The sequence below is a fragment of the Streptomyces sp. SDT5-1 genome, assembly GCF_052245995.1.
Taxonomy (GTDB): Bacteria; Actinomycetota; Actinomycetes; order Streptomycetales; family Streptomycetaceae; genus Streptomyces.
The window spans coordinates 3,704,893-3,730,419 of the sequence record NZ_CM125963.1 but is presented as its reverse complement, the minus strand read 5'-3'; the positions used below and the strand labels follow the sequence as shown (position 1 = coordinate 3,730,419).

Genomic DNA, 25,527 nt, shown 5'->3' with positions numbered 1-25,527 from the left:
AGGAAACCCCCACCCGCCCACGGAGAGGACCCATGACGAACCGCACGACGGCCATCACCAACATCGGCACCCTGGTCACGAACAACCCGGAACTGGGCGAGGGCCCCCTCGGCCAGATCCACGACGCCGCCCTGGTCATCGAGAACGACAAGATCGCCTGGGCGGGCCCGACCGCCAAGGCCCCCGCCGCCGACACCACCCACGACGCGGCCGGCCGCGCGGTGATCCCCGGCTTCGTCGACTCCCACTCCCACCTCGTCTTCGCGGGCGACCGCACCGCCGAGTTCAACGCCCGCATGTCGGGCCAGAGCTACCAGGCCGGCGGCATCCGCACCACGGTCGCCGCGACCCGCGCGGCCACCGACGAGGCCCTCGAAGCGAACCTGAAGCACCACCTCGCCGAGGCCCTCCGCCAGGGCACGACCACGTTCGAGACGAAGTCCGGCTACGGCCTCACCGTCCAGGACGAGGAGCGCGCCCTGCGCATCGCATCGGCGCACACCGACGAGGTCACCTACCTCGGCGCCCACATCGTGTCCCCGGACTACGCGGAGGACCCGGCGGCGTACGTCGAGCTCGTCACCGGCGAGATGCTGGACGCCTGCGCGCCGCACGCCCGCTGGGTCGACGTGTTCTGCGAGAAGGGCGCCTTCGACGGCGACCAGGCGCGCGCGATCCTCACGGCGGGCAGGGCGAAGGGCCTGCTGCCCCGCGTCCACGCCAACCAGCTGTCGTACGGCCCCGGGGTGCAGCTCGCCGTGGAGCTGGACGCGGCATCGGCCGACCACTGCACGCACCTCACGGACGCGGACGTCGACGCCCTCGCGAACGGCGAAACGGTGGCGACGCTGCTCCCGGGCGCCGAGTTCTCCACCCGCGCCGAGTGGCCGGACGCCCGCCGCCTCCTGGACGCGGGCGCGACGGTCGCCCTCTCCACGGACTGCAACCCGGGCTCGTCGTTCACGTCCTCGGTCCCGTTCTGCATCGCCCTCGCCGTACGGGACATGGGCATGACCCCCGACGAGGCCCTCTGGTCGGCCACGGCGGGCGGCGCCAAGGCCCTCCGCCGCACGGACGTCGGCCACCTGGCCCCCGGCGCCCGCGCCGACCTCACGTTCCTCGACGCCCCGAGCCACGTCCACTTCGCCTACCGCCCGGGCGTCCCGCTGGTCGCGGAGGTGTGGCGGCGCGGCGAGCGGGTCGCCTGAGGGCCGGTCTCCTTCCCCTGGTCCGGGCCCGCCGACAGGGACGGCAGGGGCACGGACGGGCTCGGCGGTGCGGTCGTGCGGTCGTCGCCGGGCCGGTGCGGGGCGGTCGGTGACGGCTCGTACGTCGGCTTCCCCGCCGACGTCGACGGCGCGGGCGGAGACGGGGACACCGTGACCGTCTCCGTGGCGGTGGCCGTCGCGGTCGCCGTGGCCGTCGTGGTGGTGGTCGCCGTGACCGTGGCCGGAGGCGAGGGCTCGGGGGTCGTCGCCGTGCCCTGGACGACCGCCGACAGGTCGGGGCGGCCCTCCGTCAGGGTCAGGATCAGCAGCGGCACCAGCGCCACACCGGCCGCCGTCGAGGCCAGGGCCAGGCGCATGGGCGCGGCCCTGCGGCGTCTCGGCCGGGCCCCGGGGGCCGCGCGGTGCCGGGGCGGGACCGTGTTGCGCGGGCGTCTCCTGGGCGCGGGCGGAGGCGGGGGCGTGGGCGCCGGTTCGGCCGTCAGGTGGTCCGCCGCGCCCCACGGCAGCAGTCCCTCCGCCAGCGCGCTGCGCGGGGTGTCGCGCAGGGCCGTCAGTTCCAGGTAGGCGGCGGTGCAGCTCGGGCAGCGGGCGAGGTGCGCGTCCAGGTCGGCGGTGCGGCGCGGCCTGGCAGGACGGGTCGCGGGCTCGACGAGCCGCCGCAGGCCCAGGCACGGCGCGCCCTGCGCGCGGGCCTCCCGTGCCGCGAGCACGGTGCCCCGCAGCGCTTCGAGCGCCTCCCCGCGCGCCTGCGCCACCTCGCGCGCCGGGGCGCCGACGACGAGCCCGGTGGCCGCGTCGGGCTCCTCGTCGACGACCGAGTGCCACAGCAGGGTCTGGGCGCGCGGCGACAGCAGGTGGAAGGCATCGAGCAGCGCGGGCGGCCGTCCCGCGTCCGGCGCGTACAGGGCGGCCAGGAGGCCGGGAGCGAGGCGCGTGCGGCGTTCGTCGGCGGCCCACTCGGCCGCGAGCCGGTGCGCGTGCAGCAACGTGTGGTGGCGCCAGGAGCCCGGTTCGAGGCCGCGCGCGACCTCCCGCGCGGCGCGCGCGAACGCCTGCGCGCCGAGTTGCCGCCCGGCGTCCGGGTCGGCCGTGCACAGCCGCGCGTAGCCGAACAGCGCGTGCCGGTGCCTGCGGCGCAGTTCGCCGAGCGCCCCGTACGCGGTCGAGGTGTCGGCCCGCAGCAGGGCGACGAGCCGATGGTCGGGCGCGCTGGTGCGGGCGCCGCCGTTCGCAGACACCGTGTCCTCCTGTCACCGGGGCCCCCGATGGGTGCTCATAGTGGTGCAGGAGCGGTGGCGGGGGAAGGTGTTCCCCGTGGTAACCGGCCACGGTCGCGCGGGAGTTGGCGCGAATGCGCCGAGATACACCGAGGGGGCCGACCGGCGGGTCGGCCCCCTCGACGTGACAGGGTGATGCGGGTCGGCGCGGACTACTCCTCGAGCGTCAGACCCTTGCGCAGGCGCACCAGCGTCCGCGACAGCAGCCGCGACACGTGCATCTGCGAGATGCCCAGTTCCTCGCCGATCTCCGACTGGGTCATGTTGGCGACGAAGCGCAGCGAGAGGATCTTGCGGTCGCGGGGCGGCAGATCGGCGATCAGCGGCTTCAGCGACTCGACGTACTCGATGCCCTCGAGCCCGTGGTCCTCGTAGCCGATCCGGTCCGCGAGCGCGCCCTCGGAGTCGTCCTCCTCGGGCTGGGCGTCGAGCGAACTGGCGGTGTAGGCGTTCGACGCCGCCATGCCCTCCACGACCTCGTCCTTCGACAGGCCCAGGCGTTCGGCGAGCTCGCCCACCGTGGGGGCGCGATCGAGCTGCTGGGCGAGTTCGTCGCCCGCCTTGGCAAGGTCGAGACGGAGTTCCTGGAGACGGCGCGGTACGCGCACGGACCAGGAGGTGTCGCGGAAGAAGCGCTTGATCTCGCCGACGATGGTCGGCATCGCGAAGGTGGGGAACTCGACGCCGCGGCTCAGCTCGAACCGGTCGATCGCCTTGATCAGGCCGATGGTGCCGACCTGGATGATGTCCTCCATCGGCTCGCTGCGGGAGCGGAACCGGGAGGCCGCGAACTTGACCAGAGCCAGGTTCAGCTCGACCAGTGTGTTGCGGACGTAAGAGAATTCGTGGGTGCCTTCTTCGAGGGACTCGAGTCGTTCGAAGAGGGTCTTGGAGAGGGCTCGTGCGTCGAGCGGCCCCACCTCGTCGTACGGGGGGATCTCCGGGAGACCTTCGAGGCCTTCGAGGCCGTCGGTCTCGACGTCGAGGTGCGTTTCCGGGGGGAGAGTCGACGTCGCCTGGTCAGTACGCGATTCGTCGAGCCGGGCTGACATGATGTCCTCCATGCGTTCTCGGCATATGGCTGCCGATGCCAATGCGTGCACTGCTTCTAAGTGCGGCGCCTCCAAAGCCGGCCGTGGTCGATTGCTGTCCTTACTAGGCCTACCCGCTTTCTGCACCGAGCCGCAAGTGCGTTCTGTGGCGAAATGTCCGAATTCTAGAGGTTGTTCGGGTGTCGGCACACGGTCTGAGGGCGTAGTGTTCGAGGGCGTCAATCGGCACGTCGTAGGCAGCGAGAGAGAGACGTCATGGACCGCGGGACAGTCGGCAGTGCGCATCGGGGCCGGCTTCTGGTCGAGGTGCGACAAGAGGGCTCCAGTGCCGTCGTGACTCCGGCCGGTGAGTTGGATCACCATACGGCCGATCTGTTGCGCGAACCCCTGGACGAATGCCTCAACAACGGACATTCCCGTCTGGTGATCGACTGTTCTCGCCTCGAATTCTGCGATTCGACGGGGTTGAACGTGCTGCTCGGGGCCCGACTCAAGGCCGAGGCGGCCGGGGGTGGAGTGCACCTCGCGGGCATGCTCCCGGTGGTTGCGCGGGTGTTCGAGATCACGGGTGCGGAGGCCGTCTTCACGGTCCACGCGTCCCTCGACGACGCCCTCGCCCCGGACCCCTCCGGCGACTGAGCGGAACCGGACGGCTGCGTGCGGTGGCGAACCGCAGAAGTTACGCTCCAGTTGTCACTGCGTGATCGAGGCGTTACCAGCGTCACAGGAGCCGTTCTGAACAAGTGGGTGTTTCCGTCGTTCCCTCGGGCAGGAGACCCCCCGAAGACGACCAAGACCCTGCGACCTCGACGACCCTGCGACCCCGATCCTCGACCCGGACTTCATGACCGGACCGTGGGCACTCGGACCCTGAATCCAGAAGCTGAATTGGTGAATCGGTGAGGTGAAGTGCTGATGAGCACCACCCGGCCTTACTCGCCGGGCGACCACGGCCCCGAGTCCGGTGAAGTGCCGGTCGTCGCGGGTGCGCAGGTCCGCAGGCTGAGCCTCAGCGGGGCCAGCGGAATCGTGCCGCTCGCCCGCGACTTCACCCGCGAGGCGCTGCATGCCTGGGGCTGGCTGCCGGCGGCGACCGCGGACCGCCGGGCCGCGGCGGAGGACGTGCTGCTCGTCGTCTCCGAACTCGTCACGAACGCGTGCCTGCACGCCGAGGGTCCCGACGAGATCATCCTGTACTTCGGCGACGCCCCGGCCAACAAGGTGCTGCGCATCGAGGTCGCCGACCGCGGGGCGGGCCAGCCCGCGCCGCGCACCCCGCACCGGGTCGGCAGGCCCGGCGGGCACGGCATGTTCATCGTCCAACGCCTCTGCCTCGACTGGGGAGTTGTCCGCACCCCCGGAGTCACGGGCAAGGTCGTCTGGGCGGAGGTCGGCGCCCCCGCCTAGGCCTCAGGCCGCCTCGTACGCGCCTTTGGGAGCACGTCGGATCGAACTCGATCCGGCGTGCTCTTTGTCTTCCCTCGGCAAGGTCCCCGGCGTACCTTGAGCCACCCGCATCTGATGAACCGTCAGTAACCTTCGGGTTGAAGGGACTTCGAGGTGTCGTACCGGACGTACCAGAAACGAACCGCCGCGTTCGCGCTCAGCGCGGCCCTGGCGGGCTCGGCGGTGCTGATGGCCGCCCCCACCGCCTCCGCCACCGTGCAGAACGTCAACTACCAGTGCAAGACGCCGATCGGGAACAAGGGAGCCGTCTCCCCGATCGACATGAAGAGCGCCAAGAGCGGCAGCGGCTACAAGATCACGATGTCCTTCCAGAAGGGCGTCTCCTCCAGCCCCGTCGAGCTCGGCAAGGGCGCCATGCACCCGAGCGCGGTCATCAAGGTGGGCGGAGCGGACAGCGGCCAGTTCACGGCCACGGGCCCGCCCAACGACAAGGCGATCCCCGCGAACACCCCGATCAAGATCAGCGATCTGACCGGCACGTACACGCCGAAGAAGAGCGGCAAGGTGAACTTCACGGCCGGCGTCCTCACCATCAAGGCGCTCGGTACGACGACCACCTGCACGCCCTCCAACAGCCCCAAGCCGTCCCTCGAACTGGACGTGAAGGCGGCGGCAGGAGGCGGCGGCGGTGCGGGCGACACCGGCTCCTCGGCGCCCTCCGGCGGACAGGAACTGCCGCAGACGGGTCCCGAGGACTCGGCGATCGCGCTCGGCACGCTGGGCGGAACGGTGCTCCTGGCCGGAGCGGCGGGCGTGCTGTGGCTGACCCGGCGCGGCCAGGCGGCGTCCCGCTGAGGAGGTAGGGGTTTGCGCGCGTCGATGGGCGGACTGCTCGCCGCCGCGGTGGCGCTCGTCCTGAGCGGCCTCTGCGCACCGGCGTCCTCCGCCGCCCCCGGCTGGACCGTCGCCCCCTCATCCGCGGGCGGCACCCGGCCCGCGGGCGACGACGGGCGCCCCTACGTCTACGCGGAAGGGGCGCCCGGCGACGTACTGGAGGACAAGGTGGCCGTCAGCAACCCGGGCGGCAAGGCGATCACCGTCTCGCTGCGCGGCGCCGACGGCGACGGTGAACGGAAGGAGAGCAAGGACACCGGGGCCTGGATCCGGTTCGCCGAGGCGTCCGTGAAGGTGCCCGCGCGCACCCGCGCCGAGGTCCCGTTCACCGTCACCGTGCCCGCGAGCGCCACCCCCGGCGACCACCCAGGCGCGATCGTCGCGCGCTCGGGCGGCAGGGACGCGGGCGTCAGCGTGCACCTGCGGGTCAGCGGCCCCACCCTGTCCGCCCTCACCGTCGAGAACGTCCGGGTGGCCGAGGACACCATCGCGTACGACGTGGTGAACCGCGGCAACACGACCCTCTCGCCGCGCCTGGCGCTCACGGCCGACGGCGTGCTGGGCGCCTCCCTCGACCGGCGGCGCGAGCTGCCGGTGCGCATCGCGCCCGGGCGCAAGGTCGCGCTGAAGGAGCCGTGGCGGGACGCCCCCGCGCTCGACGAGGTCGACGTGAAGGTGACGGTCACCGCGGGCGGCGGCGCGGCGGACACGGCCACGGCGAGCGCCCGGTTCGTGCCGTGGGGCGCGGTCGGCGGAGGGCTCGCCGTGCTCGCGGGCGCGGCCTGCGCCGCGTACTGGTATCTGCGCCGTCGGCCGGTGCCCCGCCCGCTCCGGATGCCGCGCCGACAAGGGAACGTAAGGAGTGCGCCATGAACCGCCGCGCCCGCCTCTCGCGGCCGCTGACCGTCCTCGCCCTCGTGGCGGCGCTGCTCGCGGGCAGCGCGCCCTGGGCGACCTCCGCCGCCGCTTCCTCCTCCGCCGCCGACAAGCCGTCCGTGACGCTCTCCAAGTCCCAGGCGGGGACCGGCGGGTCGATCACCGTGAAGGGCGCGGGCTGGCGGCCCGACACGCTCCTGATGATGCTGATCTGCGGGCAGTCGAGCCCCTCGCGCGGCGTCATCGGCGGCACCAACTCCTGCGCCAACTCCGAGGGCCGCGCGGTCACCACCGACGGCAAGGGCGCGTTCAGCAAGGCGATGCCGGTGGCCGAGCCGCCGAAGCCGTGCCCGTGCGTCGTCCACGTCGCCACCGTGACCGGGCAGAAGGCCCAGTCCGACGCCGTGTTCCAGGTGGCGGGGCACCCGGTGAAGGCGCTGCCGAAGACGTCCGGCACCGGGCAGCTGTCCATGGTCGCCGACACCCGGCTCGAGGGTTCGAGCGGGCTGCTGACCTGGTTCGGCGCCCCGCCCTCGCGCACCTTCACGTTCACCGTCGGCAACGTCGGTTCGACGCCTGTCAAGAACCCCGTCTTCCAAGTCGGCACCTCCCACGGCGTGTTCGCGCCGCAATGGGAGGACCAGCAGTGGCGCGGCACCGTACAGCCCGGCCGCAAGGCGCAGATCGAGCTGCCGGTCGAGCTGACGGCGGGCGCGCACGGCGACTATCTCGTCTCGCTCAAGTACGGCGGGAAGGTGCTGGCCGAACAGCCGTGGGGCGTCGGCCGCCCCTGGGGCGTCACGCTCTTCTGGATCCTGCTCTGCGTCGTCGTGCCCGCCGCCGTCTTCCGGATCGGCATGGCGATCGTGGACCGCGTACGGCCGCGGGACCGCCGGGGCTCCCGGTCGGCGGGTGGTCGCACCGTACGGCTGCCGAAGGTGCGGCTCCCGCAGCAGAAGCCGAAACGATCCGCGCCCGCGCCCGCGCACGCCGCCGAGCGACCCGATGGCGCCGCGGCGACCACGACCCTGCCCTGGTTCACCCCGGACACCGGCCCTGAGCGGCCCGTGGCCGGACGACTCTCCGCACCGCCCGAGAACAGCCCGACGACGAAAGGAAACACGTGAGCACCCAACGGAGAGTGAGCGCGGCCGGAGTCGCCCTGATGCTCGGCGGGGCGGGCCTGGTGTTCGGGGCCGCGGCTCCGGCGCAGGCCGCCGAGACCTCGTACAAGACGGAGTGCATCCCGCCGTCGATCTCCGGCCTCGATCCGGTGCAGGGCACGACGATCGCGGCCATCACGGCGCCCGCCACGGCGAAGGTCGGCGACACGGTGAACGTGACCTGGAAGTTCATCCAGGGCGCCTCGAAGAACCCGGACGTCCTCGACCTCGGCGAGAACACCGTCCAGCCGACGGGCACGCTCAAGACCGCGGGCGCGCAGACCGGTGAGCTCGCCATGTCGGGGCCGCGCGAGAACCCGGCGATCCCCAAGAACAGCCCCATGAAGCTGTCCACGATGACGGGCAAGCTGAAGCTCACGAAGCCGGGTGAGGTGAAGCTGACGCCGGACAAGTACAACATCAACGTCAGCAAGCCGATGTCGACGGACACCAAGTGCTCGCCGACGGAGGCCGTGAACCCCGGAACGGTCATCAAGGTCCTGGAGTCGGCGGGCGGCACGGGCGGCTCGGGCGGAGCCATCGGTGGCATCCCGGGCACGTCGACGGGCGGCTCGTCGAGCTCGGGCGGCAGCTCGACCGGCTCCTCCGGCTCGTCCTCCTCCGGTTCCTCGTCCTCCGGTGGCTCGTCCGGCGGTGACAGCGGCCAGAGCGACTTCACGGGCAAGGAGGTCGAGGTCCCCTACTCCTGCAAGACACCCATCGGCGACAAGAGCGCCACGTCGCCCGTGCAGATCAACGCCAAGAAGGACGGCGGGAACTTCGGGCTCACCGTGAAGTTCAAGAAGTCCGTGATGGACAGCCCGGCCGACATCCCGAAGGACTCGGTGAAACCGTCGATGGAGGTGAAGCTGGGCGGCTCCGACAAGGGCACGGTGCACGTCGAGGGCCCGACCAACAAGGAAGCCATCAAGTCCGGCGACCCGATCGAGATCCCGGACCTCACCGGTACGTACAAGCCGGGCGCCGACGGCAAGTCCACGCTGTCGCCGGGCGTCCTCACGGTGAAGGCCCTCGGCACGACCACCACCTGCACCCCGAACAAGGCACCGGTCTCCCTGGAGCTCGACACGTCCAAGCAGGAGGGCGGCGCGTCGGGCGGCGGCGGCACGGGTTCGGCGGGCGGCGGCGGCTCGACGGCCACGGGCGGCGCCGGCGGCGGCCTCGCCGAAACCGGCGCCTCCAACGACGCAGCCCTCCGCGCCCTCGGCCTGGCCGCCGGCACGGTCATCCTCCTGGGCGGCGCGGTCTTCACCTTCCTGCCGAAGGCCCGCAGGGCGGTGTCCCGCCGCTAGCAGAGGTCACCCACGACACCCGGAGGCCGCCACCACGAACGACCGGCGGCCTCCGGCCTTCCCTTGAAACACATGGGGAAGTTGAAGAAGTCCGTGACGGGGGCTCTGGCGGCGGTTCTGCTCGCCTCCGGAGCGGGCCTTGTGTCGGCCGGCACGGCCGAGGCCGCAGGCGCCAAGTACAAGTGCAAGGCGTCGGCGAAGCTGGTGTGGGGGACCGCCCAGTCCACCTCGAGCTGCAAGAAGTCCAAGAGCGGCAAGAAGGTCACCAAGCACCGCGCCATGATCAAGTGCGCGGAGATGCGGGGTCAGGGCAATCAGCACGACATCTACTGGACCGGTTACGGCCCGTGGAAGAAGGCGGGCACCAAGTCCACCGTGAAGTGCCCGATCCGCTCGTCGCTCGCCGGTTACGGTCAGCAGGTCAAGTAGGCGGCACACAGCGAAGCGCCGCCGTGCCCGAAGGGGTGCGGCGGCGCTTCGCTGTTGCGGGGTGTGGGCTAGTTGACGCTGCCCATGAGCTGCTTGACCTTCTTGCGGTACATCCAGAAGGCGAAGCCCGCGATGATCGCGAGGGCGGCCTCGCCGGTGACCGCGCCGGTGGTGTTCAGGTTGACACCGGCGGTCGAGAGCAGACCGGTGACGGAGTCGCCCGCGGTGACCGCGAGGAACCAGACACCCATCATCTGCGAGCCGTACTTGGCCGGGGCCATCTTCGTCGTGACCGAGAGGCCGACCGGGGAGAGGCAGAGCTCGCCGACGGTCTGGATGAAGTAGATGGCGACCAGCCACATCGGGGAGACGCGGCCACCGTTGTTGGCGGTGTCGATCAGCGGGATGAGGAAGACGACGAAGGAGATGCCGATCAGGACGAGGCCCGAGCCGAACTTCACCGCGGTGCTCGGCTCCTTGCCGCGCTTGTTCAGCCACAGCCAGGCGGAGGCCACCACGGGGGCGATCGCCATGATGAAGATCGGGTTCAGCGACTGGTACCAGGACGTCGGGAAGTCGAAGCCCAGCAGGTGGTTCGTCGTCGAGTTCTCACCGAAGATCGACAGCGTCGAGCCGTTCTGGTCGTAGATCATCCAGAAGATGGCGGCGACGACGAAGAACCAGATGTAGCCGGAGAGCTTGGACTGCTCGTCGTTCGACAGCTCCTTGTCGCGCTTCATGCGGACCAGGACGGCGATCGGGATGATCAGGCCGATCAGAGTCAGCGGCACGAGGACCCAGTTGAGGGTGTAGGTGCCGGTGGCGACGACGATCACGTAGAAGACGGCGGCGACGGCGGCCCAGATGAGCGACGTGCGCAGCGACTTGGCCTTCTCCTGGGCCGTGGCGGGCTTCACCACGACGTCGCTCTCGCTGCTGAGGTGGCGCGTGCCGAGCAGGAACTGGGCCAGACCCAGGGCCATGCCGACCGCGGCGAGCGCGAAGCCGAAGTGCCAGCTGACGCTCTCACCGACGGTGCCGATGGTCAGCGGCGCGAGGAAGGCACCCAGGTTGATGCCGATGTAGAAGACGGTGAAGCCACTGTCGCGGCGCGGGTCCTCGGGGCCGTCGTAGAGGTGGCCGACCATCGTGGAGATGTTGGCCTTGAGGAGGCCGGAGCCGAGGGCGACGAGCGCGAGGCCCGCGAAGAACGTGCCCGAACCCGGCAGGGCCAGCGTGATGTGGCCGAGGATCACGATGCCCGCACCGTAGGCCACCGTCTTGCGGGGACCCCAGAAGCGGTCGGCGAACCAGCCGCCCGGTTGGGCGAGCAGGTAGACCATGGACATGTAGACCGAGTAGATCGCTGTGGCCGTGGCGGGGTTCATGTGGAGCCCGCTGGGAGCGATCAGATACAGCGGGAGCAGGGCCTTCATGCCGTAGAAGCTGAAACGCTCCCACATCTCGGTCATGAAGAGAGTGGCCAGTCCGCGGGGGTGGCCGAAGAAGGTCTTCTGCGAACCGGGGGTGCCGGTCGAGTCCTTCGTCAGGCTGGACGCCATGGTCGATCCTCGTGGGGTGTCGGGACGCGCCGCGCAGATACGCGAACGCGCCCGGTGGGGGCGGCCGGCACCGGGTCCTACCGTCCTCCCCACGCCCAGGGGATGCGCCCGCACGAGATTGTCGTACGGGACGAGGTACGGCGGACCCGAGATCCACACCCGGCACGCTTCCTCACGCGCGGGGCCCGGCCACAGGTCATTCCTCAAAGGCTGACGGACGTCAGCTCACACAAGAAAGGGACCTTGGGTGCGCAGTGCGCTCCAAAGGTCCCCCAGTAGTGCATCAGGCGTTGAATCACCTTACGAACGACTCAGTGGCATATGGAAGGACTTGAGAGATGGATCACAGGCCTTCACGGAACCACCAGCACTGTTTCAAAGGTGTTCCCCACGATGACACCCGGGGACCGCAGGGCGCCAACCCGGAGGCAAAAATTCCGTTCGGCCCCGGGCGGCGCAGTCGTCGATCACCCCGCGGGCGTCGTCCGCCGCGGACTACCATCACCTCATGACCCGTGTACTGCTCGCCGAGGACGACGCGTCCATCTCGGAGCCGCTGGCCCGCGCCCTGCGCCGGGAGGGTTACGAGGTGGAAGTGCGCGAGGACGGCCCCACCGCTCTCGACGCCGGACTGCAGGGAAGCATCGACCTCGTCGTGCTCGACCTCGGACTGCCGGGGATGGACGGCCTCGAGGTGGCCCGCCGCATGCGCGCCGAGGGGCACACGGTGCCGATCCTCATCCTCACCGCGCGCGCGGACGAGGTGGACACGGTCGTCGGCCTCGACGCGGGCGCCGACGACTACGTGACGAAGCCCTTCCGCCTCGCCGAACTCCTCGCCCGGGTCCGGGCCCTGCTCCGGCGCGGCGCCACCGAACCCGTCCAGGCCCCGGCCACCCACGGTGTCCGCATCGACGTCGAGTCGCACCGCGCGTGGATGGGCGACGAGGAACTCCAGCTCACGGCCAAGGAGTTCGACCTCCTCCGGGTCCTGGTCCGGGACGCGGGCCGCGTGGTCACCCGCGACCAGCTGATGCGCGAGGTCTGGGACACCACGTGGTGGTCGTCGACGAAGACCCTCGACATGCACATCTCGTGGCTCCGCAAGAAGCTGGGCGACGATGCGGCGAATCCCCGCTACATCGCGACCGTGCGCGGCGTCGGCTTCAGATTCGAGAAGAGCTGAGCCGAATCAGCCCCTGCGGCGATTGAGCAGCGGGGTCCGGGGCGGAGCCCCGTGTCCGCAACGCCGGCCCGGGCCGCGCATCCGGGACACTGAAGAACATGCGTCGCCGACTGATCAACTCCACCCTCGCCGTGGTCCTGGTGGTGATCGCCGTCTTCGGCGTCTCCCTCGTCATCGTGGAGACCCGGACGATCACCAACAGCGCCCAGGAACGCGTGGAGTCCGAGGCCGTCCGTCTCGCCTCCATCGTGGACAGCAGAATCCTCGGCGAGGAGCAGATCACCGTCCGCATCCTCCAGGACCAGGTCGCGGGGGAGCGCTACGCCGAGATCGACATGCCCGGCCGCGCCCCGCTCACCATCGGCAAGGAACCCGTCGGCGACGTCATCTCGTACACCGCCACCGGTGAGCAGGGCGAGAAGGTGACCGTCGAGGAGGCGCGGTCGGCCGTCACCACGGAGGTCGGCCGCACGCTCCTGATCATCGCGGGCGTGGCCCTGCTCGCCATCGTCGCCGCCGTCCTGCTCGCCGTACGCCAGGCCAACCGCCTCGCGTCGCCGCTCACGGACCTCGCGTCCACGGCCGAGCGCCTCGGGTCCGGCGATCCGCGCCCCCGGCACAAGCGCTACGGCGTCCCCGAGCTGGACCGTGTCGCCGACGTCCTCGATGGTTCGGCGGAGCGGATCGCCCGCATGCTGACGGCCGAGCGGCGGCTCGCGGCCGATGCCTCGCACCAGCTCCGTACGCCCCTCACGGCGCTCTCCATGCGCCTGGAGGAGATCACGATGACCGAGGACCTCGACGAGGTGAAGGAGGAGGCGACGATCGCGCTCGCGCAGGTCGAGCGGCTCACCGACGTCGTCGAGCGGCTGCTCACGAACTCCCGCGATCCGCGCACGGGCTCCGCCGTCCCGTTCGACCTGGACGAGGTGATCAAGCAGCAGCTGGAGGAGTGGCGGCCCGCCTACCGCAGCGCGGGCCGCGCCATCGTCTCCTCCGGCAAGCGCCACCTCACGGCGGTCGGCACCCCGGGAGCCGTCGCGCAGGTCCTCGCGGCGCTGATCGAGAACTCGCTGATGCACGGCGGCGGCACGGTCGCCCTGCGCACCCGCGTCACCGGCAGCCAGGCCATCGTCGAGGTCACCGACGAGGGGCCGGGCGTGCCGCCCGAGCTGGGCTCGCGGATCTTCGAGCGGACCATCAGCGGCCGCAATTCGACGGGCATCGGCCTCGCAGTCGCCCGCGACCTGGCGGAGGCCGACGGCGGCCGCCTCGAGATGCTCCAGGGCAGCCCGCCGGTCTTCGGCCTGTTCCTGTCCCGTACGCCGCTGAAGAAGACGGCGGAGGGCGGCGCGGAACAGACGATCCGCTGAGCCGCGCGCCCGGAAAACGGAGAAGTGCTAGCGGCCGCTGCGCACCGGAGGCGTGGGCCGGGACTCGCCGAGGAACGATTCCGCGCTGGCCACGGCCTCCCGCGCCGGCAGCGCCCTGAACACCCACGTGCGGTACGACCAGAACCGGAAGAGGGTCGCGAGGCCCATGCCGAGGAACTTGAAGACGTTGCTCTGGAGCGGCGTGTTCCACCCGAAGCCGTACGTCGCCGCGTACAGGACGCCGTTCTCGATCACCAGGCCCACCACGCTGAACAGCAGGAACAGCGTGAGTTCCTTGGTGCGGCCGCTCTTGTCGCGGTCGCGGTACGTGAAGTAGCGGAACCCCACGTAGTTGAAGGCGATGGCGACGACCGTCGCGATGACGCTGGCCCGCACCACCTGGAGGTCGGTGCTGTGCCGCATGAGGTTGAAGACGGCGAAGTTCACGAAGACGCCGAGGGCCCCCACGACACCGAACTTCGCGACCTCACGGGCCAGGCCCGCGAGCCGCTGGCGCAGCGCGCCGGTACGTCCGGTACCGCTCATATGGTCGCCTCAGCCCCCGTGTGCCTCGTGGTCAGGGCCGGTCCGGTCATGACCGACCCAGCCATGCTAACCGGGGGCCGTGCCCGGCGTCCGGGGACGACGAGTACCGCTTCCGGCCGTCCGCCCCTTGTCTTTTCCTACAGGACGAGGTGCGTACGGGATCCGGTCAAATGGCCGATACCCTGGACCGGTGACGTTCCCCGTAGTCGGCATGGTCGGCGGTGGACAGCTCGCTCGTATGACACACGAGGCAGGCATCCCGCTCGGCATCAGGTTCAAGCTCCTCAGTGACACCCCGCAGGACTCCGCGGCGCAGGTCGTCGGCGATGTCGTGGTCGGCGACTATCGCGACCTGGACACGCTGCGCGAGTTCGCGCGCGGCTGCGACGTGATCACCTTCGATCACGAGCACGTACCGACAGAGCACCTCCGTGCCCTGGAGGCGGACGGCATCCCCGTCCGGCCGGGGCCCGACGCGCTGCTGTACGCCCAGGACAAGGGCGAGATGCGCGCGAAGCTCACGTCGCTCGGCGTGCCGTGCCCGCGCCACCGGATCGTGACGGATCCGGCGGACGTGGTCGCGTTCGCGGAGGAGGGCGACGGCTTCCCCGTCATCCTCAAGACCGTGCGCGGCGGCTACGACGGCAAGGGCGTGTGGGTCGTGCGCTCCGAGGCGGACGCCGCCGACCCGTTCAAGGCGGGCGTGCCGGTCCTCGCCGAGGAGAAGGTCGACTTCGTGCGGGAGCTGGCGGCCAACGTCGTGCGCTCCCCGCACGGCCAGGCCGTCGCCTACCCCGTCGTCGAGTCCCAGCAGGTCGACGGCGTGTGCGACACGGTGATCGCCCCTGCCCCCGAGCTGGACGAGGACCTGGCGGGCGAGGCCCAGGAGCTGGCGCTGCGCGTCGCGCAGGAGCTCGGCGTGGTCGGCCACCTCGCGGTCGAGCTCTTCGAGACCCGCGACGGCCGGATCCTCGTGAACGAGCTGGCGATGCGCCCGCACAACTCGGGGCACTGGTCGATGGACGGGGCGATCACGTCCCAGTTCGCGAACCACGTGCGCGCCGTGCTCGACCTGCCGCTGGGCGACCCGCGCCCGCGCGCCGAGTGGACGGTCATGGTGAACGTCCTCGGCGGCGACTACCCGGACATGTACAGCGCGTACCTGCACTGCATGGCCCGCGACCCGCAGCTCAAGATCCACATGTACGGCAAGGACGTGAAGCCCGGCCGCAAGGTCGGTCACGTGAACACCTACGGCGACGACCTGGACGACGTGCTGGAGCGCGCCCGTCACGCAGCCGGCTATCTGAGGGGCACGATCACCGAATGAGTTCTTCCACCGCTCCCGTCGTCGGCATCGTCATGGGCTCCGACTCCGACTGGCCCGTCATGGAGGCCGCGGCGAAGGCCCTCGACGAGTTCGAGATCCCCTACGAGGTCGACGTCGTCTCCGCGCACCGGATGCCGCGCGAGATGGTCGCCTACGGGGAGCAGGCCGCCGAGCGCGGCCTCAAGGCGATCATCGCGGGCGCGGGCGGCGCCGCCCACCTGCCCGGCATGCTGGCGTCGGTGACGCCGCTGCCGGTGATCGGCGTGCCGGTCCCGCTGAAGTACCTCGACGGCATGGACTCGCTGCTCTCCATCGTGCAGATGCCGGCGGGCGTGCCGGTCGCGACGGTGTCCGTCGGCGGCGCGCGCAACGCCGGCCTGCTCGCGGCGCGCATCCTGGCCGCGCACGACGAGGAGCTGCTCGGCCGCATGCGGGACTTCCAGCAGGAGCTGAACGACCAGGCCACCGAGAAGGGCAAGCGGCTGCGCTCCAAGGTCGAGGGCGCCGGATCCGGCTTCGGCTTCGGGAAGTGACGCGCGTGTCCGCCTCCCTGGAGGAAGCCCGCGCGGTCCTCGCCGAGTTCCCCGTCGTCGACGGGCACAACGACCTGCCGTGGGCGCTGCGCGAGCAGGTCACGTACGACATCGACGCCCGCGACATCGCCACCGACCAGAGCGCCCATCTGCACACGGACCTGGCGCGGCTGCGGGCCGGCGGCGTCGGCGCGCAGTTCTGGTCGGTCTACGTCCGCACGGACCTCAGCGGCGACGCGGCGGTCAGCGCCACCCTCGAACAGATCGACTGCGTCGACCAGCTGATCGCCCGGTACGCGGGCGAGCTGCGGGAGGCGCGGACGGCGGCCGACATGGAGGCGGCCCGCAAGGAGGGCCGCATCGCCTCGCTCAAGGGCGCCGAGGGCGGCCACTCCATCAACAACTCGCTGGCCACGCTCCGCGCCCTGTACGCGCTGGGCGTCCGCTACATGACGCTCACGCACAACGACAACATCGCGTGGGCGGACTCGGCGACGGACGATCCCGGCGTCGGCGGCCTGTCCGCCTTCGGCCGCGAGGTCGTCCGCGAGATGAACCGTGAGGGCATGCTGGTCGACCTCTCGCACGTGGCGGCGACGACGATGCGGGCGGCGCTCGACACCACCGAGGCGCCGGTGATCTTCTCGCACTCCTCCGCCCGCGCGGTCTGCGACCACCCGCGCAACATCCCGGACGACGTGCTGGAACGGCTTTCCGGGAACGGGGGAGTGGCCATGGCCACCTTCGTCCCGAAGTTCGTCCTCCAGGCGGCGGTCGACTGGACGGCGGCGGCGGACGATAACCTCCGCTCGCACGGCTTCCACCACCTGGACACGTCCCCGGAGGCGATGAAGCTGCACCGCGCCTTCGAGGAGGCGCGACCGCGACCGATCGCGACGGTGGCCACGGTCGCGGACCACCTGGACCACATGCGCGAGGTCGCGGGCATCGACCACATCGGCGTCGGCGGCGACTACGACGGCACGGCGTTCCTGCCGGAGGGCCTGAACGACGTCTCCGGCTACCCGAACCTGATCGCCGAGCTGGTGGACCGCGGCTGGTCGCGCGACGACCTGTCGAAGCTGACGTGGCGCAACGCGGTACGGGTCCTCGGCGACGCGGAGTCCGTCGCGGCCGACCTGCGCGCGCGCCGGGGCCCGTCGAACGCGACGCTGGAGCAGCTGGACGCGTAGGCCGCGGGTGGGCGGGGGCCTCCCGGGGCCCGATCCGCCCCCGCCCACCCGAACGGCACTGCTCACCGTGTCACCGGCGCCACGCCGTGCCACCGTGGGGCGAACGACTGTCCCATCAAGTCCGGAGCCCTGCCATGGCAGACCTACAGGACGAACTCGACGCTCCCGCCGAAGCGGGTGACCTGGAAGCTGTCGCCAGCCCGGACACCCCCGCCTCCACCGGCCCCGTCCCGGCCGACGAAGGCGAAGCGCCCGAACTCCACGCCGTCCCCGAGCCCGCGCCCCTCGACCTCCTCGCCCGGCACCCCGTCGCCGACGGCTACTGCGGGCTCCCGCAGGTGCTGCGCACCCTTCCCTGGTACGACCTCGAACTCGGCGACAGCTCCGTCGAGGCCGACCTGCCGCGGCTGCGCGCGGGCGGCACCGGCGCCCAGCTGTGGGCGCCCCACGTGGACCCCGACGCCCCGGTCACCACGACCCTGGAACAGATCGACCTGATCACCAACGTCGTGGCCCAGCACCCCGAGGACCTGCGCCTCGCCCGCTCCGCCTCCGACACGGCCGACGCCCGCGCCCACGGCCGTATCGCCGTCCTGATCGGTCCCGCCCCCGCGACCGCCGCCGCGGACTCCCTCGGCACGCTGCGCTCCCTGCACGCCCTCGGGCTGCGCGTCCTCACCCTGAGCGGCACGTTCTGGGCCTCCGACGCCGGTCTGACGCGGTTCGGCGAGGAGGTCGTGCGGGAGATGAACCGGATCGGCATGCTCATCGACCTGACCGGCGCCTCGGCCGCGACCGCAGAGCGGGTCCTCGCGGTCTCCAAGGCCCCGGCCGTCCTGACCCGCTCGGCCGCCCGCGCCCTGAACGGGCACCCGGACAACGCCCCCGACGGACTCATCGCCGCGCTCGGCGAGAACGGCGGCCTGTGCCTCGTGCCCTGCTCAGCGGCCCGCACCGGACCCCACCTGCGCGACGTCGCCGACCACATCGACCACGTGCGCGCCCTCGCGGGCCCCGAGGCGGTCGGCCTGTCCGGCACGTACGACACCGGGGACGCGCACCCGGAGGGCCTCGCCGACGTCGCCGACTACCCGGCCCTGATCGCGGAGCTCCAGCGCCGCGGCTGGACGGACGCCGACCTCGCCCTGCTCACCTGGGGCAACGTCCAGCGGGTGCTGCGCAGCACGGAGTTCGTCGCCCGCGCCACGCGGCACCGCCGCGGCCCGTCGACCGCGACCCCCGAAGGCCGTTAGCCGGCGTCCGGCCTGATCAGGCAGAACGGGTGGCCCGCCGGGTCCGCGTAGACCCGGAAGTCCCGCTCGCCGCCCCGGTCGTCCAGATCGAGCGGCTCCGCCCCGAGCGCGAGGATCTTCTCCTGCGCGGCCTCGATGTCCTCGACGTCGAGGTCGAGGTGGAGCTGCTGCGAGTCGTGGTCGGCCGCGGGCCACTGCGGTGGCCTGTGGTCGGGGACCCGCTGGAAGGACAGGCGCTGCCCGTCCGGCAGGTTCAGGTTGTACCAGTTCCCCCTGCCCTCGTAGTTCTCGATCTCGCCGCCGAGCACGGCCGCGTAGAACTCGGCGAGCGCGACGGGGTCGGGGCAGTCGTAGGCGACGGTGCCGATCTTGGCGAAAGCCATGGCGGGGATCCCTTCGTCGGCGGCCCTGATCAGCAGGCGCAGAGGCAGAACGGGTGCCCCGCCGGGTCCGCGTAAACCCGCCAGCTGCGAGAGCGGTCCGCCGCGTCGAGCACGGTGGCGCCCAGCGCGAGCACCTCCTTCTCGGCCCGGTCCAGGTCCTCCGCCGTCAGGTCGAGGTGGAACTGCTGCGAGGCGTCGGGCGCGGGCCAGGCAGGCGCCACGTACCCCTCCGCGCGCTGGAAGGCGAGGCGGTGGCCACCGGGCGCCGTCACGTCGACCCAGTCACCCTCGTCGCCGGTGACGCTGCCGCCGAGCACGGCCGCGTAGAAGTCCGCCAGCTCGCGCGGGCGCGGACAGTCCAGGACGACGACTCCGAGTTGTGCGATGGGCATGATGCCTCCTCGTGTTACCCCTAGGCGGGGTCAACCGGTAACTTCGGCGTTACTGGATACTCCCGCATTGGGGGTAACGTCGCAAGCATGAATGCCCGCCAGACCGCGCCCGGCGGCCTCGCGCTGATCGAGGCCCTGGTCAACACGCTGCTCGACATCACGACGGGCGAGGACGCGCTGGACCGGGCGGAGACGCGCGAGCGGTTCGGCATCGCGGCGGGCGAGGTCGACGCGGCGCGCGAGCTGCGCGAGTCGCTGCGCGCCGCCTGCCTCGCCCACGCGGGCCATCCGCCGCACCGGCCCGTGACCCCGCTGGGCGAGCTGCTCGCGCGGGCGCCGCTGCGGGTCGCGGTCGACGCGGCGGACGGCGCGGCGAGCCTCGTCCCGGTCGACGGAGGGTCCCTCGCGGGCCGGGTGGCGGCGGCGATCGCCGAGGCGCGCGGGGACGGCACCTGGGCGCGGCTCAAGGCGTGCGAGGCGGCCGACTGCCACTGGGCGTACTACGACCGGAGCCCCGCGGGCCGCGGTCGCTGGTGCGACATGGCGGTCTGCGGGGCTCGGGCGAAGATGCGGCGCTACCGCGCCAAGTAGTCGACCATGCGGTCAGGCGGACGGGCGGCCCATCGCCCGGTACGTCCAGCCGGCGGCCCGCCACAGCGTGGCGTCCAGTGCGTTGCGGCCGTCCAGGATCACCGGGTTCGCGGCGGCCTTGGCCAGCTCCGCCGGGTCGAGCTCGCGGAACTCGCGCCACTCGGTGAGGTGCAGCACGATGTCCGCGCCGCGCACGGCTTCCAGCGCCGAGTCCGCGTAGCCGAGCGTCGGGAACACGCGCCGCGCGTTGTCCATGCCCTTCGGGTCGTAGACGGTGACCTGGCCGCCCTGGAGGTGGATCTGACCGGCGACGTTCAGCGCGGGGGAGTCCCGTACGTCGTCGGAGTCCGGCTTGAACGTGGCGCCGAGGACCGCGACGCGCTTGCCCAGGAACGGGCCGCCGCCGAGGGCCTCGCGGGTCATCTCGACCATCGCGCCGCGGCGCCGCATGTTGATCGAGTCGATCTCGCGCAGGAACGTCAGGGCCTGGTCGGCGCCCAGCTCGCCCGCGCGGGCCATGAACGCCCGGATGTCCTTCGGCAGGCAGCCGCCGCCGAAGCCGATCCCGGCGCGCAGGAACTTGTGGCCGATCCGCTCGTCGTAGCCGATCGCCTCGGCGAGCTTCGCGACGTCGCCGCCCGCGGCCTCGCAGACCTCGGCCATTGCGTTGATGAAGGAGATCTTCGTGGCGAGGAAGGAGTTCGCCGACGTCTTCACCAGCTCGGCCGTCGGGTAGTCCGTCACGATGAACGGCGTGCCCTCGCCGACCGGCGTGGCGTACACCTCGCGCAGCAGCTTCTCGGCGCGCTCGCTGGTCACGCCGACCACGATGCGGTCCGGGTGCAGCGTGTCCTTGACGGCGAAGCCCTCGCGCAGGAACTCGGGGTTCCACGCCAGCTCCGCGCCCTCGGGCAGGATCTCGGCGAGGCGTTCCGCCGAGCCCACCGGCACCGTCGACTTGCCGACGACGAGCGCGCCCTCCTTGAGGTGCGGCGCGAGCGACGCGAAGGCGGAGTCGACGTACGACATGTCGCAGCCGTACTCGCCGTGCTTCTGCGGCGTGTTCACGCACACGAAGTGCACGTCGCCGAAGTCGCCCGCCTCGGCCCAGTCCATCGTGAAGCGCAGTCGGCCGCTGGAGCCCTCGAAGCCCGCGACGTGCTTGCGGAGCAGCTCCTCCAGGCCCGGCTCGTACATCGGGACCTCGCCCCGCGTGAGCATGTCGATCTTCTCGGGCACGACGTCCAGGCCGAGCACCTCGAAGCCGAGCTCGGCCATGGCCGCGGCGTGCGTCGCGCCGAGGTAGCCGGTGCCGATCACGGTGATCTTGAGGGCCATATCGCGGGGCTCCAGAGGTGTGGGTGCTTCAGGGCGCTGCCGAGCATAGCCGTGGGTTGTGAAGGCTCCTCACCGGGCAACTTTCCCTTTGTCGCGTAGCTCACGTATCCGTGGTGTGGGCCGAGAACTAAAATTCTGGTTACTTAACGGTAGTTAGCACCAGTAGAAGCGTGGCTTGGAGCGTGAGAGACCTTGGCCGGATCGGCTGACTTCGACCTGTACCGCCCGTCCGAGGAGCACGACATGCTCCGCGACACGATCCGCGCGCTGGCCGAGGCGAAGATCGCCCCGCACGCCGCAGCGGTGGACGAGGAGGCGCGCTTCCCGCGTGAGGCCCTGGACGCGCTGGTCGCGTCCGACCTGCACGCCGTGCACGTTCCCGAGGAGTACGGCGGCGCGGGCGCCGACGCGCTCGCCACGGTCATCGTCATCGAGGAGGTCGCCCGCGCCTGCGTCTCCTCCTCGCTGATCCCCGCGGTGAACAAGCTGGGCTCGCTCCCGGTGATCCTGTCCGGCTCCGAGGAGCTGAAGAAGAAGTACCTGGGCCCGCTCGCCAAGGGCGACGCGATGTTCTCGTACTGCCTCAGCGAGCCGGACGCCGGTTCGGACGCGGCGGGCATGAAGACCCGCGCGGTGCGCGACGGCGACTCCTGGGTCCTGAACGGCGTGAAGCGCTGGATCACGAACGCCGGTGAGTCCGAGTACTACACGGTCATGGCGGTCACCGACCCGGAGAAGCGCTCGAAGGGCATCTCCGCGTTCGTGGTCGAGAAGTCCGACGAGGGCGTCTCCTTCGGCGCCCCGGAGAAGAAGCTCGGCATCAAGGGCTCGCCGACCCGCGAGGTCTACTTCGACAACGTCCGCATCCCTGCCGACCGCATGATCGGCGAGGAGGGCACCGGCTTCGCGACCGCGATGAAGACCCTGGACCACACCCGCATCACGATCGCCGCCCAGGCGCTCGGCTGCGCCCAGGGCGCCCTCGACTACGCCAAGGGCTACGTCCAGGAGCGCAAGCAGTTCGGCAAGCCGATCGGCGACTTCCAGGGCATCCAGTTCATGCTCGCGGACATGGCCATGAAGATCGAGGCCGCCCGCCAGCTGACCTACGCGGCCGCCGCCAAGTCCGAGCGCGGCGACAAGGACCTCACCTTCCAGGGCGCCGCAGCCAAGTGCTTCGCCTCGGACGTCGCGATGGAGGTCACCACGGACGCCGTCCAGCTCCTCGGCGGCTACGGCTACACCCGCGACTACCCGGTCGAGCGCATGATGCGCGACGCCAAGATCACCCAGATCTACGAGGGCACGAACCAGGTCCAGCGCATCGTCATGGCGCGCAACCTGCCGTAGGGCTCCCGCACACCGAGGCCCCTGACCCGTCCGCGGTTCAGGGGCCTTCGTGCGTCCTGCGCAGCACCAGGCACGCGAAGCCGAAGGAGGGGCGGTAGGTGTGGAGCCATTCGGCGCGGCGTTCGTCGACCAGCTTCAGGACCTCGGGGTTGTCGTGGTCCAGGGCCCAGTTCGCCGCCGAGCCGAGCCAGGACCATTCGTAGGCGTCCAGTTCGTGGCGGGTGCTGAGGTGGGCCTGGACCGGGGTCCAGCCGGCCGAGGCGACCTTGTCGAGGGTGGTGGGCAGGTCGGAGAAGTCGCCGAGCACCTCCACCGCATCGGGGGTGGGCTCGGACGCCCAGTAGCCGTCGCCGATCAGGACCCGGCCGCCGGGCGCCAGGTGCGCGCGGGTCGCCTCCAGGGTGGGCAGGAGGCCGCCGAAGACGTGTGCGGCGCCGACGCTGAGCACGGCGTCGTACGGCTGCGGCGGGGCGAAGTCCTCCGCCGACGTGTGGTGGAGGGTGAGCCGGTCGGCGACTCCGGCCGCCTCGGCGCGCTCGCGTGCCTCGGCGAGGGAGCCCTCGTCGAGGTCGACGCCGTCGGCCCGGACGCCCGGGTGGGCCGCGAGGGCCCGCAGCAGCCACTCCGCGGGGCCGCAGCCGAGGTCGAGCACGCGTTCGTCGCCGCGCGGCAGGGTGTGGCGCAGCAGTGCGCGCACCGAGTCGTCGCCGAGCGGGGCCTTGATCGGGTGGTCGGCATGAGCGATGCGGGAGAGCTCTTCGCGGTCCATCGGCGCAGCGTGTCAGGGCCGGGGGCCCGCCGCATCACCTTTTGTGACTTCGGGCAGCGCCGCGAGGTATCCGCCGTCCACGGGCAGGCAGACCCCGTTGACGTACGAGGAGGCGGGCCCGGCCAGGAAGGCGACGGCTTCGGCGATCTCGGCGGGGGAGCAGAGGCGGCCGAGCGGGTAGTCGGCCTCGATCCGGGCCCGCTCGGCGGGGTCGCGCCAGCGGTGGGCGTTGCGCTCGACGGGCACGAAGCCGGGCTCGACGACGTTCGTGCGCACGCCCAGCGGCCCCCACTCGGTCGCCGCAGCGCGGGCGAGGGCGCCGAGGCCCGCCTTGGCGACGGCGTACGGCGCGCAGCCGGGCGCCGCCCCGTGCGCGTGCACGGAGCCGACGAGGACCACGGACGCGGGCCCCTCGCCCTTGCGCCGCACCAGCTCGGCCGCGGCCTGCCAGGCCGAGACGAGCCCGACGTCGAACACCGTGTGCCACTGCCCCGGAGTCAACTCACCGAGAGGCACCCGTAGTTCGTGCAGCAGCGCGTGCACGAGCACGGAGGGCGGCTCGGGAGCGGCGTCGAAGGCCCGCGCGAGGGTGGCCGGTTCGGTGGCGTCGGCCTCCAACGCGGCGTGCACGCCCGGGAGGTGACGGACCGTCGGGTCCAGGTCGACCGCGACCACATGCGAACCGCCGGCGGCGAGCCGGGCCACGACGGCCCGGCCCACTCCACCGGCGGCTCCGAGTACGAGAGCGGATGCCATGACGACATCCTGGCGTCAGTCGCTGCTGACGGTGACCTTCTCGCCGTTGTTGAACTGGTCGACGAGCTGCTTGACCTTGGCCTTGTCCCACAGCAGATTGCCGCCCACCGAACCGCTCGTCGGCATGTTCATGGACTTGCCGTCACCGCCGTTCACGGACTTCATCGCCAGGAACATCTTGCCGAGCGACCACAGGCTCATGTCCTTGTCGACGGTCAGCGAGTCGAGGCCCGCGCCCATCGTCGGGTACAGCGAGAACGGGTTGAGGACCGTCCCCGGCGAGGACACCTTGTGCGCGAGCGCCCCGAGGAACTGCTGCTGGTTCTTGGTGCGCTGGAGGTCGGACTGGGCGAAGGCGTGCCGCGTACGGACGAAGGCGAGGGCCTGCTGGCCGTCGAGCGTCTGCTTGCCCGCCTTGAAGTCGGCCCCGGACCACTTGTCCTTGAAGCCCTCCTTCAGGTTCATCTCGACGCCGCCGACCGCGTCCACGATGTTCGCGAAGCCGCCGAAGCCGATCTCCGCGTAGTGGTCGATGTGCAGCCCGGTGTTGGCCTCGACGGTGCGCACGAGCAGCGTGGGGCCGTCCTCGGAGTACGCCGCGTTCAGCTTCGTCTGCCGCCCGGTGCCCGGGTACGTCTTGCCGGACTCGGCGCCCTTGTACGAGGGGATCGTGACGTTCGAGTCACGCGGCAGCGAGACGAGGGTGTCCCCGCTGGAGCCGACGTGCAGGATCATCATCGTGTCCGTGCGCTTGCCCTCGGCGGAGCCGGTGTGCAGCTTCTTCTTGTCCTCGGCCGACATGCCCTCGCGGCTGTCGGTGCCGACGATCAGGTAGTTCGTGCCGTCGCCCGCCTCGGGCCGCTCGATGACCTTCGACAGGTCGACCGCGCGGTTCAGCTTGCTGTCGGCCCAGAAGTACGTGCCGATGCTCGCCACGACGACCACGAAGATCACGGTCAGGACGGTCCACTTGATGCGCCTGCCCCAGTTGCGGGGGCGCACCGGGCGGCCGGTCGGCGGCCCGTAGTCGCCGCCGTCCTCGAACCCGGGGCCGCGGCCCCTGCGGCTCGGCTGGCCGTAGACCTGGCCCGTGTTGTAGCCGTCGTCGTACGACGCGTCGTGTCCGCCGTCGTACGAGGGCGGGGGCTGCTGCGGGACGGGGCGCTGCACGTGCCGCATGACACGGGCGCCTTCCGGCCGCGCGCTGCCGCTGCCACGGCCGTAACCGCCGCCGGCGGTGCCGCCCTGCCTGTCGCTCCACCCGTCGGGCCAATCATTCATAGGCGTCAGTGTGCCGTGCCCGAATGCGTGCCTTACAAGCCCTGAGGTGAA

Annotated in this window: 26 protein-coding genes; 16 read left to right on the top strand and 10 right to left on the bottom strand. The window is 71.4% G+C overall.

Annotation, left to right across the window (positions count from 1 at the left end):
• Positions 1-32: 32 nt before the first annotated feature.
• Positions 33-1,208: an imidazolonepropionase gene (hutI, locus tag ACTWJ8_RS17280; RefSeq protein ID WP_443264387.1), complete on the top strand. Its 1,176-nt coding sequence runs from the start codon at positions 33-35 to the stop codon at positions 1,206-1,208.
• Here the strand turns inward: hutI and ACTWJ8_RS17275 are convergent.
• On the bottom strand, positions 1,148-2,467 hold the full coding sequence (locus ACTWJ8_RS17275; protein WP_443264386.1) for a ricin-type beta-trefoil lectin domain protein: 1,320 nt from the start codon (positions 2,465-2,467) through the stop codon (positions 1,148-1,150). The genes hutI and ACTWJ8_RS17275 overlap by 61 nt on opposite strands.
• A 191-nt stretch (positions 2,468-2,658) precedes the next feature.
• Positions 2,659-3,558: an RNA polymerase sigma factor SigF gene (locus ACTWJ8_RS17270; protein ID WP_356384457.1), complete on the bottom strand. Its 900-nt coding sequence runs from the start codon at positions 3,556-3,558 to the stop codon at positions 2,659-2,661.
• A gap of 255 nt (positions 3,559-3,813) precedes the next feature.
• Here ACTWJ8_RS17270 and ACTWJ8_RS17265 point away from each other — a divergent pair, with 255 nt between their 5' ends.
• The 7 genes from ACTWJ8_RS17265 to ACTWJ8_RS17235 all read left to right on the top strand — a co-directional run bounded on the left by ACTWJ8_RS17265 (position 3,814) and on the right by ACTWJ8_RS17235 (position 9,640).
• The gene (locus ACTWJ8_RS17265) at positions 3,814-4,197 is read left to right on the top strand and encodes an STAS domain-containing protein (protein WP_356384460.1); all 384 of its coding nucleotides are present in this window, start codon (positions 3,814-3,816) and stop codon (positions 4,195-4,197) included.
• A gap of 276 nt (positions 4,198-4,473) precedes the next feature.
• Positions 4,474-4,965 (top strand): ATP-binding protein, encoded by a 492-nt coding sequence (locus ACTWJ8_RS17260; RefSeq protein ID WP_356384463.1) that lies wholly within the window; start codon positions 4,474-4,476, stop codon positions 4,963-4,965.
• A gap of 153 nt (positions 4,966-5,118) precedes the next feature.
• Positions 5,119-5,820: an LPXTG cell wall anchor domain-containing protein gene (locus ACTWJ8_RS17255; RefSeq protein ID WP_356384466.1), complete on the top strand. Its 702-nt coding sequence runs from the start codon at positions 5,119-5,121 to the stop codon at positions 5,818-5,820.
• A 12-nt stretch (positions 5,821-5,832) separates the two neighbouring features.
• Positions 5,833-6,732, top strand: a complete 900-nt coding sequence (locus tag ACTWJ8_RS17250; protein ID WP_356384469.1) for a COG1470 family protein — start codon at positions 5,833-5,835, stop codon at positions 6,730-6,732.
• The gene (locus ACTWJ8_RS17245) at positions 6,729-7,862 is read left to right on the top strand and encodes a hypothetical protein (protein WP_443264384.1); all 1,134 of its coding nucleotides are present in this window, start codon (positions 6,729-6,731) and stop codon (positions 7,860-7,862) included. Before ACTWJ8_RS17250 ends, ACTWJ8_RS17245 begins: the two co-directional genes overlap by 4 nt.
• Before the next feature lie 38 nt (positions 7,863-7,900).
• On the top strand, positions 7,901-9,211 hold the full coding sequence (locus ACTWJ8_RS17240; protein WP_443264913.1) for a hypothetical protein: 1,311 nt from the start codon (positions 7,901-7,903) through the stop codon (positions 9,209-9,211).
• Positions 9,212-9,283: 72 nt separating this feature from the next.
• Positions 9,284-9,640: a hypothetical protein gene (locus ACTWJ8_RS17235; protein ID WP_356384475.1), complete on the top strand. Its 357-nt coding sequence runs from the start codon at positions 9,284-9,286 to the stop codon at positions 9,638-9,640.
• 68 nt (positions 9,641-9,708) lie between these two features.
• Here the strand turns inward: ACTWJ8_RS17235 and ACTWJ8_RS17230 are convergent, their stop codons facing one another.
• Positions 9,709-11,202 (bottom strand): peptide MFS transporter, encoded by a 1,494-nt coding sequence (locus ACTWJ8_RS17230; RefSeq protein ID WP_356384478.1) that lies wholly within the window; start codon positions 11,200-11,202, stop codon positions 9,709-9,711.
• 508 nt (positions 11,203-11,710) lie between these two features.
• Here ACTWJ8_RS17230 and ACTWJ8_RS17225 point away from each other — a divergent pair.
• Both ACTWJ8_RS17225 and ACTWJ8_RS17220 read left to right on the top strand, forming a co-directional pair.
• Positions 11,711-12,388 (top strand): response regulator transcription factor, encoded by a 678-nt coding sequence (locus tag ACTWJ8_RS17225; protein WP_356384481.1) that lies wholly within the window; start codon positions 11,711-11,713, stop codon positions 12,386-12,388.
• A 98-nt stretch (positions 12,389-12,486) separates the two neighbouring features.
• Positions 12,487-13,761: an ATP-binding protein gene (locus ACTWJ8_RS17220; RefSeq protein ID WP_443264383.1), complete on the top strand. Its 1,275-nt coding sequence runs from the start codon at positions 12,487-12,489 to the stop codon at positions 13,759-13,761.
• Between the two features lie 27 nt (positions 13,762-13,788).
• On the opposite strand, the gene ACTWJ8_RS17215 is transcribed toward ACTWJ8_RS17220, so the two are convergent.
• On the bottom strand, positions 13,789-14,307 hold the full coding sequence (locus tag ACTWJ8_RS17215; protein WP_356384486.1) for a GtrA family protein: 519 nt from the start codon (positions 14,305-14,307) through the stop codon (positions 13,789-13,791).
• A 127-nt stretch (positions 14,308-14,434) separates the two neighbouring features.
• On the opposite strand from ACTWJ8_RS17215, the gene ACTWJ8_RS17210 reads away from it, so the two are divergent.
• The 4 genes from ACTWJ8_RS17210 to ACTWJ8_RS17195 all read left to right on the top strand — a co-directional run bounded on the left by ACTWJ8_RS17210 (position 14,435) and on the right by ACTWJ8_RS17195 (position 18,616).
• Complete coding sequence (locus ACTWJ8_RS17210; RefSeq protein WP_443264381.1) at positions 14,435-15,637, top strand: 5-(carboxyamino)imidazole ribonucleotide synthase; 1,203 nt, start codon at positions 14,435-14,437, stop codon at positions 15,635-15,637.
• A complete protein-coding gene (gene purE, locus ACTWJ8_RS17205; RefSeq protein WP_443264379.1) occupies positions 15,634-16,170 on the top strand; it encodes a 5-(carboxyamino)imidazole ribonucleotide mutase in 537 nt (178 codons plus the stop codon). Before ACTWJ8_RS17210 ends, purE begins: the two co-directional genes overlap by 4 nt.
• A gap of 5 nt (positions 16,171-16,175) precedes the next feature.
• Positions 16,176-17,363, top strand: a complete 1,188-nt coding sequence (locus tag ACTWJ8_RS17200; RefSeq protein WP_443264378.1) for a dipeptidase — start codon at positions 16,176-16,178, stop codon at positions 17,361-17,363.
• A gap of 134 nt (positions 17,364-17,497) precedes the next feature.
• On the top strand, positions 17,498-18,616 hold the full coding sequence (locus ACTWJ8_RS17195; RefSeq protein ID WP_443264376.1) for a dipeptidase: 1,119 nt from the start codon (positions 17,498-17,500) through the stop codon (positions 18,614-18,616).
• Here ACTWJ8_RS17195 and ACTWJ8_RS17190 read toward each other — a convergent pair.
• A complete protein-coding gene (locus ACTWJ8_RS17190) occupies positions 18,613-18,999 on the bottom strand; it encodes a VOC family protein (RefSeq protein ID WP_356384497.1) in 387 nt (128 codons plus the stop codon). The genes ACTWJ8_RS17195 and ACTWJ8_RS17190 overlap by 4 nt on opposite strands.
• A 29-nt stretch (positions 19,000-19,028) precedes the next feature.
• Positions 19,029-19,391 (bottom strand): VOC family protein, encoded by a 363-nt coding sequence (locus tag ACTWJ8_RS17185; RefSeq protein ID WP_356384500.1) that lies wholly within the window; start codon positions 19,389-19,391, stop codon positions 19,029-19,031.
• Between the two features lie 87 nt (positions 19,392-19,478).
• On the opposite strand from ACTWJ8_RS17185, the gene ACTWJ8_RS17180 reads away from it, so the two are divergent.
• Positions 19,479-19,982 (top strand): CGNR zinc finger domain-containing protein, encoded by a 504-nt coding sequence (locus ACTWJ8_RS17180; RefSeq protein ID WP_356384503.1) that lies wholly within the window; start codon positions 19,479-19,481, stop codon positions 19,980-19,982.
• A 12-nt stretch (positions 19,983-19,994) separates the two neighbouring features.
• Here ACTWJ8_RS17180 and ACTWJ8_RS17175 read toward each other — a convergent pair whose 3' ends face one another.
• Positions 19,995-21,320, bottom strand: a complete 1,326-nt coding sequence (locus ACTWJ8_RS17175; protein WP_443264375.1) for a UDP-glucose dehydrogenase family protein — start codon at positions 21,318-21,320, stop codon at positions 19,995-19,997.
• 192 nt (positions 21,321-21,512) lie between these two features.
• On the opposite strand from ACTWJ8_RS17175, the gene ACTWJ8_RS17170 reads away from it, so the two are divergent.
• Entirely contained in the window at positions 21,513-22,670 is a 1,158-nt protein-coding gene (locus ACTWJ8_RS17170) for an acyl-CoA dehydrogenase (protein WP_356384509.1), read from the top strand.
• Positions 22,671-22,707: 37 nt separating this feature from the next.
• Here ACTWJ8_RS17170 and ACTWJ8_RS17165 read toward each other — a convergent pair whose 3' ends face one another.
• From ACTWJ8_RS17165 to ACTWJ8_RS17155, 3 genes are read right to left on the bottom strand one after another with little or no spacing between them, the layout of a single operon-like run.
• Positions 22,708-23,439, bottom strand: coding sequence for an SAM-dependent methyltransferase (locus ACTWJ8_RS17165; protein WP_443264373.1), 732 nt, complete (start codon positions 23,437-23,439; stop codon positions 22,708-22,710).
• A gap of 12 nt (positions 23,440-23,451) precedes the next feature.
• On the bottom strand, positions 23,452-24,195 hold the full coding sequence (locus tag ACTWJ8_RS17160) for an SDR family NAD(P)-dependent oxidoreductase (RefSeq protein WP_443264371.1): 744 nt from the start codon (positions 24,193-24,195) through the stop codon (positions 23,452-23,454).
• Between the two features lie 15 nt (positions 24,196-24,210).
• Positions 24,211-25,476: an LCP family protein gene (locus ACTWJ8_RS17155; protein WP_356384518.1), complete on the bottom strand. Its 1,266-nt coding sequence runs from the start codon at positions 25,474-25,476 to the stop codon at positions 24,211-24,213.
• Positions 25,477-25,527: the final 51 nt, after the last annotated feature.

Coding starts and splice junctions, on each gene's coding strand:
- ACTWJ8_RS17240 (WP_443264913.1), top strand. CDS start 7,901: ATGCTCGGCGGGGCGGGCCTGGTGTTCGGGGCCGCGGCTCCGGCGCAG.
- ACTWJ8_RS17245 (WP_443264384.1), top strand. CDS start 6,729: ATGAACCGCCGCGCCCGCCTCTCGCGGCCGCTGACCGTCCTCGCCCTC.
- ACTWJ8_RS17270 (WP_356384457.1), bottom strand. CDS start 3,558: ATGTCAGCCCGGCTCGACGAATCGCGTACTGACCAGGCGACGTCGACT.
- ACTWJ8_RS17225 (WP_356384481.1), top strand. CDS start 11,711: ATGACCCGTGTACTGCTCGCCGAGGACGACGCGTCCATCTCGGAGCCG.
- ACTWJ8_RS17265 (WP_356384460.1), top strand. CDS start 3,814: ATGGACCGCGGGACAGTCGGCAGTGCGCATCGGGGCCGGCTTCTGGTC.
- ACTWJ8_RS17155 (WP_356384518.1), bottom strand. CDS start 25,476: ATGAATGATTGGCCCGACGGGTGGAGCGACAGGCAGGGCGGCACCGCC.
- ACTWJ8_RS17165 (WP_443264373.1), bottom strand. CDS start 23,439: ATGGACCGCGAAGAGCTCTCCCGCATCGCTCATGCCGACCACCCGATC.
- hutI (WP_443264387.1), top strand. CDS start 33: ATGACGAACCGCACGACGGCCATCACCAACATCGGCACCCTGGTCACG.
- ACTWJ8_RS17235 (WP_356384475.1), top strand. CDS start 9,284: ATGGGGAAGTTGAAGAAGTCCGTGACGGGGGCTCTGGCGGCGGTTCTG.
- ACTWJ8_RS17160 (WP_443264371.1), bottom strand. CDS start 24,195: ATGGCATCCGCTCTCGTACTCGGAGCCGCCGGTGGAGTGGGCCGGGCC.
- ACTWJ8_RS17180 (WP_356384503.1), top strand. CDS start 19,479: ATGAATGCCCGCCAGACCGCGCCCGGCGGCCTCGCGCTGATCGAGGCC.
- ACTWJ8_RS17195 (WP_443264376.1), top strand. CDS start 17,498: ATGGCAGACCTACAGGACGAACTCGACGCTCCCGCCGAAGCGGGTGAC.
- ACTWJ8_RS17190 (WP_356384497.1), bottom strand. CDS start 18,999: ATGGCTTTCGCCAAGATCGGCACCGTCGCCTACGACTGCCCCGACCCC.
- ACTWJ8_RS17185 (WP_356384500.1), bottom strand. CDS start 19,391: ATGCCCATCGCACAACTCGGAGTCGTCGTCCTGGACTGTCCGCGCCCG.
- ACTWJ8_RS17230 (WP_356384478.1), bottom strand. CDS start 11,202: ATGGCGTCCAGCCTGACGAAGGACTCGACCGGCACCCCCGGTTCGCAG.
- purE (WP_443264379.1), top strand. CDS start 15,634: ATGAGTTCTTCCACCGCTCCCGTCGTCGGCATCGTCATGGGCTCCGAC.
- ACTWJ8_RS17260 (WP_356384463.1), top strand. CDS start 4,474: ATGAGCACCACCCGGCCTTACTCGCCGGGCGACCACGGCCCCGAGTCC.
- ACTWJ8_RS17220 (WP_443264383.1), top strand. CDS start 12,487: ATGCGTCGCCGACTGATCAACTCCACCCTCGCCGTGGTCCTGGTGGTG.
- ACTWJ8_RS17215 (WP_356384486.1), bottom strand. CDS start 14,307: ATGAGCGGTACCGGACGTACCGGCGCGCTGCGCCAGCGGCTCGCGGGC.
- ACTWJ8_RS17175 (WP_443264375.1), bottom strand. CDS start 21,320: ATGGCCCTCAAGATCACCGTGATCGGCACCGGCTACCTCGGCGCGACG.